This is a genomic window from Micromonospora tarensis (genome assembly GCF_016803395.1).
Taxonomy (GTDB): Bacteria; Actinomycetota; Actinomycetes; order Mycobacteriales; family Micromonosporaceae; genus Micromonospora; species Micromonospora tarensis.
The window spans coordinates 16734-28555 of sequence record NZ_JAEVHL010000064.1 but is presented as its reverse complement, the minus strand read 5'-3'; the positions used below and the strand labels follow the sequence as shown (position 1 = coordinate 28555).

Sequence of the window (11822 nt, the reverse complement as noted above, 5' to 3'; positions counted from 1 at the left end):
CTCCGGCGGGCCGCTCGGCGCGGGTCCGGCTGGCCCAGGTCGGGCCGGTGGGCTGGCAGGTCGGCGCGGTGGCGGCCGGGGTCATCGCGGCCGGCGCACTCCTCGGTGCCGCCGCTACCCGAGCGCTCACCCGCGCCCCCACGCCGTAGGCCATCACGCTCATCCCGCTCCGGTGCCCGGGTCGAGCGTGCGCGGGGCGCCCCGGACCAGCCCGGAGCGCCCCGTCGACACCGAACCCGTCAGGGCTGGGTGGGCAGATTGACCTGGGCCACCACGCTCAGGATGAGCAGCAGGATGCCCAGTCCGACGCCGACCGCGCCACAGATCAGGCCGGCCTTGGCCTGCCCGGCGTTGTTGGCCTGGCCCTGGGCGACCTTCTGCTTCGCGAGGTAACCGGTCACGACGCCCGCGATGCCGACCGGGATGCCCAGGTACAGGCAGCAGACCAGCGGGATCGACGCGATACCGAGGATCATCGACACCAGGCCGAGGGTGTTGTTCTGCCCCTGCGCCTGCGGGTACCCGGCGTTCGGGTAGGTCGGACCGGCGCCGTACGGGGGCTGCTGCTGGCCGTACGGGTCCTGGTACGGCTGTTGCTGGCCGTACGGCTGCCCCGAGGTGGGCTGCTGGCCGTACGGGGGCTGCTGACCGTACGGGGCCTGCGGGGCGGCGTACGGGTCGTGCGGCTGCTGACCGTACGGCTGACCGGGGTTGGGCTGCTGGCCGTACGGCGCGGCCGGCGGCTGGGGCGCGGTCGGATCCTGGTTGGGCTGCTGGCCGTACGGGTCCTGACCGGGGTTACCGGGCTGCATTCGAGAAGCTCCTTGGACTGGTTCCGTCAGTTGCCACTGCTTGTTTCCATCCATGATCGGGGTCCGGTCCTCCCGATGCCCAGTGCGGCAGCAGGACGACATAGCTCCCAACGCATGCGGAAAGCCTCTTGTTGACCACTCCCACGTGCCGGATCAGTGGCGGCGTGCGGGCCGGCGCGACGTTCGACCCGAGCGAGCGGCAGCGTACCGGGTCTCCGCACGTCGGCACTGTCGAAGATCGGCGCGCCGCCCGGTCGAAGGGCGTCCCTGACCTGCCCGATAGGGTGTCCCGGTGACCGAGCCCGCGTCCGTCGCCCGCATCGTCGTCCTCGTCTCCGGCTCCGGGAGCAACCTTCAGTCGCTGCTGGATGCCGCCGCCGACCCCGGGTACGGCGCGCGGGTCGTCGCGGTCGGCGCGGACCGCGACGGCATCGCGGGCCTGGACCGGGCCGACGCGGCGGGGGTGCCAACCTTCGTCGAACGGGTCCGGGACCACGACACCCGGGAGGACTGGGACCGCGCGCTCACCGCGCACGTCGCGAAGCACCAACCCGACCTGGTCATCTCCGCCGGTTTCCTCAAGCTGGTCGGTCCGCACTTCCTCGCCGCCTTCGGCGACCGCTACCTGAACACCCACAACACCCTGCTGCCGGCTTTCCCCGGCATCCACGGCCCGCGGGACGCGCTCGCCTACGGCGTGAAGCTCACCGGGGCCACCCTCTTCTTCGTCGACGCCGGCATGGACACCGGGCCGATCGTCGCGCAGGTCGCGGTGCCGGTGCGCGACGACGACGACGTGGACACCCTCACCGAACGCATCAAGGAAGCCGAGCGGCGCCAGCTCGTCGAGCAGGTCGGTCGGCTGGTCCGCGAAGGCTGGACCATCACCGGAAGGAAGGTCACGGTTCCGTGAGTCCCACTCAGGACGGGCGCCGCCCGATCAGGCGGGCGCTGGTCAGCGTCTACGACAAGACCGGGCTGGTCGAGCTGGCTCAGGCTCTGCACGCGGCCGGTGTGGAGATCGTCTCCACCGGCAGCACGGCGGGCACCATCGCCGCCGCGGGTGTGCCGGTGACGCCGGTGGAGACGGTGACCGGGTTCCCCGAGGTGCTCGACGGCCGGGTGAAGACCCTGCACCCGAAGGTGCACGCGGGCCTCCTCGCCGACCTGCGCAAGGACACCCACGTGGCGCAGCTCGACGAGTTGGGCGTGGCGGCGTTCGACCTGCTGGTCTCCAACCTCTACCCGTTCCAGGCCACGGTCGCCTCCGGCGCCGACGTCGAGGAGTGCGTGGAGCAGATCGACATCGGCGGCCCGGCGATGGTCCGAGCCGCCGCCAAGAACCACGCCTCGGTCGCCGTGCTCACCGACCCGGCCGGCTACCCGGCCCTACTCGCCGCGCTCGACGAGGGCGCTTCACGCTGACCCAGCGCCGGGCGTTGGCCGCGCGGGCGTTCGCCGACATCGCCGAGTACGACGTGGCGGTGGCCCGGTGGTTCGCGCAGGAGCTGGCCCCCGCCGACGACTGGTGGCCGCAGTACGCCGGGCTGTCGCTGCGCAAGTCGACAGGCCTGCGTTACGGCGAGAACCCGCACCAGCCGGCCGCGCTCTACACCGACCCGGACGCCCCGGCCGGGCTGGCCCAGGCGGAGCAGCTGCACGGCAAGGAGATGTCCTACAACAACTACGTCGACGCGGATGCCGCCTGGCGGGCCGCCAACGACTTCGCCGACCAGCCGGCGGTGGCGATCATCAAGCACGCCAACCCGTGCGGCATCGCGGTCGGCGTGGACGTGGCCGAGGCGCACCGCAGGGCACACGCCTGCGACCCGGTGTCCGCGTACGGCGGGGTGATCGCGGTCAACCGGTCGGTCTCGGTCGAGATGGCCCGGCAGGTGGCCGACATCTTCACCGAGGTGGTCGTCGCGCCCGGCTTCGACGAGGGCGCGGTCGAGGTGCTCCAGGGCAAGAAGAACATCCGGCTGCTGCGCGCGCCGTCCTGGAGCCCGGCGCTGGTGGAGTTGCGACAGGTGACCGGTGGCGTGCTGGCCCAGGTCGCCGACCGGGTGGACGCCCCCGGCGACGACCCGGCGAACTGGCAGTTGGCGGCCGGCGAGGCCGCCGACGAGGAGCTGCTGCGCGACCTGGCGTTCGCCTGGCGGGCGGTGCGCGCGGTGAAGAGCAACGCGATCCTGCTCGCCAGGGACGGGGCCACCGTCGGGGTCGGCATGGGTCAGGTCAACCGGGTCGACTCGGCGCAGCTCGCGGTGAGCCGCGCCGGCGCCGACCGGGCCCGCGGCTCGGTGGCCGCCTCGGACGCGTTCTTCCCGTTCGCCGACGGCCCGCAGATCCTGATCGACGCCGGCGTCCGCGCCATCGTCCAGCCCGGCGGCTCCATCCGCGACGAAGAGGTCATCGAAGCGGCCAAGAAAGCCAACGTGACGATGTACCTGACCGGCACCCGCCACTTCTTCCACTAACCCCACGCCGGCCGCCCGGCCCGCCCGGCCCCGCCAGACCCCGTCGATCATGAAGTTATCGCCCTGACACGCCGACGTGCAGGGCGATAACCTCATGATCAACGGTTGGGGTCGGGGTCAGGCCGGGGTGGTGGGGCGGAGTTCGGCGAAGTGGCAGGCGGAGGGGTGCGGGTCGGCCGCCCGGGGGACCGTGGCGGGGTCCTCGACGGCGCAGATGTCCTGGGCCTTCCAGCAGCGGGTCCGGAAGTGGCAGCCGCTCGGCGGGTCGGCCGGGCTGGGCACGTCGCCGACCAGCCGGATCATGTTGCGCTGGTCGCGGGCCTCCGGGTCCGGCACCGGCACGGCGGAGAGCAGGGCCTGGGTGTACGGGTGGGTGGCCCGCTCGTAGATCTCGTCCTCGGTGCCGATCTCGACGATCCGGCCGAGGTACATCACCGCCACCCGGTCGGCGATGTGCCGCACCACGGACAGGTCGTGCGCGATGAAGACGTACGACAGCCCCAGCTCGCCCTGTAGCTGCTTCAGCAGGTTGATCACCTGGGCCTGGATGGAGACGTCCAGCGCCGACACCGGCTCGTCACAGACGATGATCTCGGGCTTCAGCGCGAGCGCCCGGGCGATGCCGATGCGCTGACGCTGACCGCCGGAGAACTGGTGCGGGTACCTGTTGATGTGCTCCGGGTTGAGCCCGACCAGGTCCAACAGCTCCTGGACCCGCTTCTGCTTGCTGCCCTTCGGCGCGGCGTCCGGGTGGATCTCGAACGGCTCGCCGATGATGTCGCCGACGGTCATCCGCGGGTTCAGCGAGGTGTACGGGTCCTGCATCACCATCTGCATGTTGCGGCGTAGCCGACGCAACTCGCCCCCGGACGCCTTGAACAGGTCCCGGCCCTCCAGGGTCGCCCCGCCGGAGGTGGGCGTCTCCAGTCGCATCAGCAGCCGGGCCAGGGTGGACTTGCCGCAGCCGGACTCACCGACCACGCCCAGCGTCTCGCCCCGGCGCAGCTCGAAGCTCACCCCGTCGACCGCCTTGACCGCGCCGACCTGCCGCTGGAACAGCACGCCCTGGGTGATCGGGAAGTGTTTCACCAGGTTGTCGACGGAGAGGATGGTCTCCCCGCGAACCTTTGTGGAGTTAGTGGGCGCTGTCATCACGGACCTCCTGCGCGAAGTGGCAAGCGCTGGTCCGGCCGTCGCCGAGGACCAGGTCGTGCGGCACCACGTCCACGCAGACCTGCTGGACGTACGGGCACCGGGGGTGGAACGGGCAGCCGGAGGGGATGTGCATCAGGTTCGGCGGCAATCCCTTGATCGTCGACAACTCCTGGCCGCGGACGTCCAGGCGCGGGATCGACTCCAACAACCCCTTGGTGTACGGGTGGGCGGGCGCCTTGTAGAGCGAGCGGACGTCGGCGTGCTCGACGATCCGGCCGGCGTACATGACCGCGATCCGGTCCGCGACCCCGGCGACCACCCCCAGGTCGTGGGTGATCAGGATCATCGCCATGTTGAGTTCCCGGCGCAGGTCGGCCAGGAGGTCCATGATCTGGGCCTGCACTGTCACGTCGAGGGCCGTGGTGGGCTCGTCGGCGATCAGCACCTTCGGCTCCAGCGCCAGCGCCATGGCGATCATGACGCGCTGCCGCATGCCGCCGGAGAACTGGTGCGGGTAGTCGCCGATCCGCTTCGCGGCACCCGGGATCTTGACGAGATCCATCAGCTCGATCGCGCGACGTCGGGCGTCGGCCCGCGACATGCCGGCGCGCTGGCGCAGCGTCTCGCCGATCTGCCAACCGACCGGAAAGACCGGGTTGAGGGCGGAGAGCGCATCCTGGAAGATCATCGCGATCTCCTGGCCGCGTACCTGCCGGCGCTGCTCCTCGGACTGGGTGAGCAGGTCCTGGCCCCGATAGAGAATCTGGCCGGAGCGGACGAACGCCGGCGGGGTGTCCAGGATGCCCATGATCGCCTGGGCGGTCACCGACTTGCCCGAGCCGGACTCGCCGAGCACCGCGAGGGTCTCCCCGGCGTCCAGGTGGTACGACACGCCGTTGATCACCTGGGCGACGCCCTCGTTGGTGCGGAACTCGACGTGCAGGTCCCGCAGCTCCAGCAGGTGGCCGCCCTCGGGTGTGGCGGAGGCGGGCGTGGGTTCGACTGTGGAGTGGGTCATGAGGAAGTCACCGCAGCTTCGGGTCGAAGGCGTCACGGATCGCGTCACCGAGCATGATGAACGCCAGCACGGTCAGGGCGAGAAACGTCGACGGGACGATCAGCGGGAGGGCGGCCTCCCGCATGTGGATGCGGCCGGTGTCGATGTCCTGGCCCCACGAGATGGTCGGCGCCTTCAGGCCGATGCCCAGGAAGGAGAGCGTCGCCTCGGCCGCGATGAACGAGCCGAGCGCGATGGTCAGCACGACGATGGCCGGGGCCAGCGAGTTCGGCAGGATGTGGCGCCACATGATCCGGCTGTGGCCGGCGCCGAGCATCCGGGCCGCCGCGACATAGTCCTGCTCCTTGGCGGTGATCACCGAGGATCGGACCACCCGGGCGGCGGTGGTCCAGCCGAGCAGGGCCAGCACGAAGACGACAGCGCCGATCCGGGCCCACTGGCTGTCGCTGGACACCCGCTTGAGCAGCACGATCGCGGCCAGCAGCAGCGGGATGCCGAGCACCACGTCGATCACCCGGGAGAGCACCGCGTCGACCCAGCGGCCGAAGTAACCGGCCAGCATGCCGACCACCAGGGCGATGATCCCGGTGCCGAGCGCGGCGAGCGCGCCGACCAGCAGCGAGGCCCGGGTGCCGTAGACCGCCCGGGAGTACGTGTCGCAGCCCTGGAAGTCGTACCCGAAGATGGCTCCGCCGGACGGCCCGGCGTGCTGCCGGGACAGCAGGCAGTCGTTCGGGTTGTTGGCGGTGAAGACCCCCGGGAGCAGCGCCATCAGGGTGAAGATGACGACCAGCGCCAGCGAGATCCAGAAGATCGGGTTACGGCGCAGGTCGCGCCAGGCGTCTCCGGCCAGGCTGCGTGGCTTGTGCGGCGCGCCGACCTGGTTGGGTGTGCCCGGCTCGCCCGAGGGGCCACGTCGTGCGGCCTGGTTCTCGGTGGCCGCCACAGTTTCGAAGTCACTCATGTCCGCACCTTGCTGCGCTCGGCGCCGGCATGGGAGCCCAGGCACGCTGCGCTGATGATTCGTTCGCTGCGCTCACTCATGCCTGCACCTCGCTGCGCTCGGCGCCGGCATGAGAGCCCAGGCACGCTGCGCTGATGATTCGTTCGCTGCGCTCACTCATAGCGGATCCTCGGGTCGAGTACGGCGTACAGGACGTCCACCACCAGGTTCGAGACCAGGTAGACCACGACGAGCACGCTGACGATGCCCACCACCAGGGGGCCGTCCTCGGTGCGGATGCCGCGGAAGAGGTTGAAGCCCACTCCGGGGATGTTGAAGACGCCCTCGGTGATGATCGCGCCGCTCATCAGGTTGCCCAGCTCCACACCGAGGAAGGTGACCACCGGGATCAGTGAGTTACGCAGCACGTGGACGATGACGATGCGGCGCTTGACCAGGCCCTTCGACCGGGCGGTCCGGACATAGTCCGCGCGCAGGTTCTCCGCCACCGAGGCGCGGGTGAGCCGCAGCGCGGTGGCCAGCGACAGCGAGCCGAGCACGATGCCCGGCAGCAGGAGCGCGTAGAACGTCGGGTCGGAGCCGGCGGTGGGCGGGAAGAGCTGCCACTTGACGCCCAGGAAGAACTGCGCCAGCGGCGCCAGCACGATGGTCGGGATGCCCAGCACCAGCAGGGTCAGCACCAGCGTCGAGTTGTCGAAGATGCTGGCCCGGCGGATACCCGCGATCACACCGGCGCTGACCCCGAAGATGATCGCCACGGCGAGCGCGATGAGCGCCAGCCGCACGGTGACCGGCCAGGCCTGCTGAAGGATGTCGCCGATGTTCCGACCGGTGAGCGATTCGCCCAGGTTGCCCTGGAGCAGGTTCTTCACGTAGTCGACGTAGCGGTAGAAGAAGCCGCCCACGCCGGTGGCGTCCAGGTGGTACTTCTCGGTCAGGTAGGCCCGTTGGGCTGGCGTCACCGGCCGCTCACCGGCGAGCGCCTGGATCGGATCGCCCTGCCCGGCGAATGTCAGCGCGTAGACGATCAGGGTGGTCCCGAAGAAGGCCAGGACCATCTGCAGTAGGCGCCGCAGGATGTAGCGGAACATGCTTAGCAGTCTCTCCGGAAATATGCGAAAGGGTCGCAGGACGGCATCTCTGGTCGTACCCGAAATATCCGAGACGTGCCGTCGGCCCGGGGGAGCCGGCACCACCGGCGCCGGGTCCGCTGTCGTGGCCCGGCCCCGGTGGTGCGGTAGGGGCCACCCGGGCGTCGCCGCCCGGATGGCCCGCACCATGTCAGCTCAGCTGGCTGCTTCGATCTTGACGAGGTTGACCCGCTGGAACAGGTCCATCTCCACGTTCTTGACCTTGGACGAGTGGCCGAACACGTTCTCGCCGAAGCGGAGCGGGATCACCGGCATGTCCTTGGCCAGGATGTCCTCCGCCTGCTGGTACTTGGCAATCGCCTCGTCCTGCGTCTTGGCGGCGGAACCCTCCTTGACCAGCTTGTCGAACTCCGGGTTGCTGTAGCCGTAGTAGTTCGACGAGCCGTTCGTGCTGTACAGCGGGCCGAGGTAGTCCTCCATGGTCGGGTAGTCCATGACCCAGCCCATCCGGAACGCACCCACCGGCGTCTTCTTCTCGACCTTGGTCAACAGGTCGGCGAACTTCGGCTCGGCCGAGCGACGGCGTCGACGCCCAGGTTGGCCTTGAGCTGGTTGACGGTGGCGTCGACCCAGTCCTTGTGACCGCCGTCGCCGTTGTACGAGATGACGATCTTCGACGGGCCGCCGGCGGCCTGGTAGAGCTTCTTGGCCTCGGTCGGGTTGAACTCGCCCGCCTTGCCGGTGGTGTCCTCCCGGTAGCCCGGCAGGACCGGTGAGACGAAGGAGCGTGCCGACGTCTGCGAACCCTTGAAGACCGACTTGGTGATCTCGTCCCGGTCGATCGCCATCGAGATGGCCTTACGGACGTCCGGGTTGCTGTAGTCCTTGTCGAACGTCGGGAACGCCAGGAACTGGAACGACGACATCGGGCTGGTCTTGTACCGGTCGCCCAGGTCGGTCGGCGCGGTGCTCAGGCTCTCGGTCGGGATCGTCGGCAGAACGTCCAGGTTGTCCGCCAGGACGTCCGCGTACGCCGCGGTGAGCTGCTGGTAGATCCGGAACTCGACGTTCTTCACCTTGGCCTTCTCGCCCGGGAACGCGTCGTACCGCTCGACCTCGATCTTGCTGTCGTGCTGCCAGGTGCCCTTCATCTTGAACGGGCCCTGCCCGATCGGCGCCTGCTCGTAGGAGTCCTTCAGCACGCCCGGGGCCGAGAACGCGGCGTCCGGCATCGGGAAGAACGCGTTGTAGCCAAGCGTCGTCTTGAAGTCGATGTACGGCTCGGACAGCGTCACGGTGAAGGTGAGGTCGTCGACCTTCTTCAGCCCGGACATCTCCTTGGCCTTCGGCGCCATGCCCTGCAGGTCGGCGTAGCCAGCGATCTTCTCGAAGAAGAAGTTGCTGTCCTGGCCGTTGGGGGCGTACGCGCCGTAGTTCCAGGCGTTGATGTAGTCCTCGGACGTGACCTTCTCGCCGTTGTGGAAGGTGTAGCCGTCCTTGAGCTTGATCGTCCAGACCTTGTTGTCGGTCGAGGTCACCGACTGGGCCGCGACCTCGTACGGCTTGTTCTGGGCGTCGTAGTCGACGAGCGGGCTGAACAGGCCGGCGATCACCTGGGAGCCGGACGTCTCAGTGGTGTTGGTGGGAACCAGGTGCTTGGGTTCGCCGATCTGGATGCTGACCGCCGAACTGTCGCTGCCGCCGGATCCACCGTCTCCGCCGCTGCCGCAGGCCGCGAGGCCCAGCGTCACCGCGAGCGGGAGGGCGGTCCAGGCGGCGAGTCTACGAACTCGCATTGAGCCTCCTCATCTCCTCACGCTGCGCAGTCAGGCCCGACGCTGGGTTACGCTGCGCAACAACCGGTAACGGTAGGTCGGCGGCGGGACTTCGACAACGACGCGGTTGCGGGTGGGTAACGGTCCGGGGTTGCCCTCCTTGTCGGTGCCGATGGGATCTGCTAGCGGAAACCGGATATGCCGGCGATGAGCTGCGAGCCTTCGGTCGGGCGGTGGTGCTGGTTGGGAGTGTCTGGGGCCTCCTGACGACGCCTGGGTCGTCGCTCCGATCTCCGCCCGTCCGCGCCGACCTGTCTGGTTCGACAGTGATCGAATCCACAGTTTGTGACCGAGAGTGACTAGCGACACGTGACTTACGGTCACCGTGAAGGATGGCCGGCCCGAGCTGGCCGGCCTGCCCGGCCAGCCGGCGGCCGTTCCGCCCGACCTCCGGCGGCCGGGGCCGAGGTCGTCCCAATCGCGGGTCGTGAGACGATCGGGTCGTGACGGCGACGCTCCTGGACGGCAAGGCAACCGCGGCGGAGATCAAGGACGAGCTGCGGATACGGGTGAAGGCACTCGCGGCACGCGGTATCACCCCCGGGCTCGGCACCGTGCTGGTCGGGGCGGACCCGGGCAGCCAGGCGTACGTCAACGGCAAGCACCGCGACTGCGCCGAGGTGGGGATCGCCTCGATCCGCCGCGAGCTGCCGGCGGACGCCACCCAGCAGCAGGTCGACGACGTGCTGGCCGAGTTGAACGCCGACCCGGCGTGCCACGGTTACATCGTCCAGTTACCGCTGCCCGCCCACCTCGACACCCAGCGGGTGCTGGAGCTGATCGACCCCGACAAGGACGCCGACGGGCTGCACCCGGTCAACCTTGGTCGCCTCGTGCTCGGCTACGACGGCCCGCTGCCCTGCACCCCGCGCGGCATCGTCGAGCTGCTCCGCCGGCACGACGTGGCCCTCCGTGGCGCCACCGTCGCGGTGGTCGGTCGGGGCAACACGGTGGGTCGTCCGCTCGGCCTGCTGCTCACCCGGCGCAGCGAGAACGCCACGGTCACCCTGTGCCACACCGGCACCCTCGACCTTGCCTCGCACACCCGGGCCGCCGACATCGTCATCGTCGCGGCCGGCGTACCGGGGCTGCTCACCGCCGACATGATCAGGCCCGGCGCGGTCGTCGTCGACGTGGGCATCACCCGGGTGATCGGCGCGGACGGCAAGGGTCGCTACACCGGCGACGTGGACCCGGAGGTGGCCGCAACGGCCGGAGCGCTGGTCCCGATGCCCGGCGGCGTGGGCCCGATGACCCGGGCGATGCTGCTCACCAACGTGGTGGAGCGCGCCGAGCGCGGCTGACCCGCGCGCCAGTGACGCTGACCGGCGCGCCAGTGACGGCGGTGACGTTCGCCCCATCCCGGCGACGGCCGCCGCCCCTGGCCCGATCGGTGCCAAGATGACTGATACGGTCCGGAAAACCGACTGGTATCAGGGAGTGGGACGACCATGGGTAAGAAGGTCACTGTCGTCGGGGCTGGCTTCTACGGCTCCACCACCGCACAGCGCCTGGCCGAGTACGACGTCTTCGACACCGTAGTGATCACCGACATCGTGGAGGGCAAGCCCGCAGGCCTCGCGCTCGACCTCAACCAGTCCCGGGCCATCGAGGGCTTCGAGACCAAGGTGGTCGGTGTGACGACCGGCCCCAACGGTGAGGGTTACGAGGCCATCGAGGGCTCCGACGTCGTCGTCATCACCGCTGGTCTGCCCCGGAAGCCCGGCATGAGCCGGATGGACCTGCTGGAGACCAACGCCAAGATCGTTCGTCAGGTCGCCGAGAACGTCGCCAAGTACGCTCCGAGTGCCGTCGTCATCGTCGTCTCCAACCCACTCGACGAGATGACCGCGCTGGCCCAGATCGCCACCCAGTTCCCCAAGAACCGGGTGCTCGGCCAGGCCGGCATGCTGGACACCGCCCGGTTCAGCAACTTCGTCGCCGAGGCGCTGAACGTGCCGGTGGCGTCGGTGCGCACGCTGACCCTGGGCTCGCACGGCGACACCATGGTCCCGGTGCCGTCGAAGAGCACCGTCAACGGCAAGCCGCTGCGTGACGCGATGCCGGCCGAGCAGATCGAGGAGCTGGTCGTCAAGACCCGCAACGGTGGCGCCGAGGTGGTCGCGCTGCTCAAGACCGGGTCGGCGTACTACGCCCCGTCCGCCGCCGCCGCCCGGATGGCCAAGGCCGTCGCGGAGGACTCCGGCGAGGTCATGCCGGTCTGCGCCTGGGTCGACGGCGAGTACGGCATCTCCGGCGTCTACCTGGGCGTCGAGGCCGAGATCGGCGCCGAGGGCGTCAAGCGGGTCGTCGAGACCGACCTGGACGCCGACGAGCGCGCCAGCCTCCTGGCGGCCGCCGAAGCCGTCCGCGCCAAGCAGAGCGACATCTCCAGCATGTAGTCCCCCTGAACCCCCGCATCGACGAAGGGCGCGCCGGCAAAGCCGGCGCGCCCTTCCCCGTCCCA

Annotated in this window: 8 protein-coding genes and 2 pseudogenes; 4 read left to right on the top strand and 6 right to left on the bottom strand. The window is 69.7% G+C overall.

Annotated features, from left to right (window positions below):
* Window positions 1-239: 239 nt before the first annotated feature.
* On the bottom strand, window positions 240-812 hold the full coding sequence (locus tag JM949_RS15175) for a DUF4190 domain-containing protein (protein WP_203149126.1): 573 nt from the start codon (window positions 810-812) through the stop codon (window positions 240-242).
* A 292-nt stretch (window positions 813-1104) separates the two neighbouring features.
* On the opposite strand from JM949_RS15175, the gene purN reads away from it, so the two are divergent.
* Entirely contained in the window at window positions 1105-1725 is a 621-nt protein-coding gene (purN, locus tag JM949_RS15170) for a phosphoribosylglycinamide formyltransferase (protein ID WP_203149125.1), read from the top strand.
* Window positions 1722-3292 (top strand): annotated as a pseudogene (gene purH, locus JM949_RS15165) (bifunctional phosphoribosylaminoimidazolecarboxamide formyltransferase/IMP cyclohydrolase). Before purN ends, purH begins: the two are co-directional and overlap by 4 nt.
* 117 nt (window positions 3293-3409) lie before the next feature.
* Here the strand turns inward: purH and JM949_RS15160 are convergent.
* The 5 genes and pseudogenes from JM949_RS15160 to JM949_RS15140 form a co-directional block, all read right to left on the bottom strand.
* Window positions 3410-4444, bottom strand: coding sequence for an ABC transporter ATP-binding protein (locus JM949_RS15160; protein WP_203149124.1), 1035 nt, complete (start codon window positions 4442-4444; stop codon window positions 3410-3412).
* The gene (locus JM949_RS15155; RefSeq protein ID WP_203149123.1) at window positions 4428-5465 is read right to left on the bottom strand and encodes an ABC transporter ATP-binding protein; all 1038 of its coding nucleotides are present in this window, start codon (window positions 5463-5465) and stop codon (window positions 4428-4430) included. The genes JM949_RS15160 and JM949_RS15155 overlap by 17 nt, the downstream gene beginning before the upstream one ends.
* Window positions 5466-5472: 7 nt before the next feature.
* Window positions 5473-6429 (bottom strand): ABC transporter permease, encoded by a 957-nt coding sequence (locus JM949_RS15150; protein ID WP_203149122.1) that lies wholly within the window; start codon window positions 6427-6429, stop codon window positions 5473-5475.
* A 152-nt stretch (window positions 6430-6581) separates the two neighbouring features.
* Window positions 6582-7520 carry an ABC transporter permease gene (locus JM949_RS15145; RefSeq protein ID WP_203149121.1) on the bottom strand — a complete coding sequence of 313 codons (939 nt, stop codon included), beginning with the start codon at window positions 7518-7520 and terminating at the stop codon, window positions 6582-6584.
* 195 nt (window positions 7521-7715) lie between these two features.
* A pseudogene (locus JM949_RS15140) lies at window positions 7716-9316 on the bottom strand (peptide ABC transporter substrate-binding protein).
* A 482-nt stretch (window positions 9317-9798) separates the two neighbouring features.
* On the opposite strand from JM949_RS15140, the gene JM949_RS15135 reads away from it, so the two are divergent.
* Together JM949_RS15135 and JM949_RS15130 are read left to right on the top strand one after the other, a co-directional pair.
* Window positions 9799-10659, top strand: coding sequence for a bifunctional methylenetetrahydrofolate dehydrogenase/methenyltetrahydrofolate cyclohydrolase (locus JM949_RS15135; protein ID WP_203149120.1), 861 nt, complete (start codon window positions 9799-9801; stop codon window positions 10657-10659).
* A gap of 147 nt (window positions 10660-10806) precedes the next feature.
* Window positions 10807-11757, top strand: coding sequence for a malate dehydrogenase (locus tag JM949_RS15130; RefSeq protein WP_203149119.1), 951 nt, complete (start codon window positions 10807-10809; stop codon window positions 11755-11757).
* The last annotated feature ends 65 nt before the right edge of the window (window positions 11758-11822 follow it).

Coding starts and splice junctions, on each gene's coding strand:
- JM949_RS15150 (WP_203149122.1), bottom strand. CDS start 6,429: ATGAGTGACTTCGAAACTGTGGCGGCCACCGAGAACCAGGCCGCACGA.
- JM949_RS15160 (WP_203149124.1), bottom strand. CDS start 4,444: ATGACAGCGCCCACTAACTCCACAAAGGTTCGCGGGGAGACCATCCTC.
- JM949_RS15145 (WP_203149121.1), bottom strand. CDS start 7,520: ATGTTCCGCTACATCCTGCGGCGCCTACTGCAGATGGTCCTGGCCTTC.
- JM949_RS15130 (WP_203149119.1), top strand. CDS start 10,807: ATGGGTAAGAAGGTCACTGTCGTCGGGGCTGGCTTCTACGGCTCCACC.
- JM949_RS15175 (WP_203149126.1), bottom strand. CDS start 812: ATGCAGCCCGGTAACCCCGGTCAGGACCCGTACGGCCAGCAGCCCAAC.
- JM949_RS15155 (WP_203149123.1), bottom strand. CDS start 5,465: ATGACCCACTCCACAGTCGAACCCACGCCCGCCTCCGCCACACCCGAG.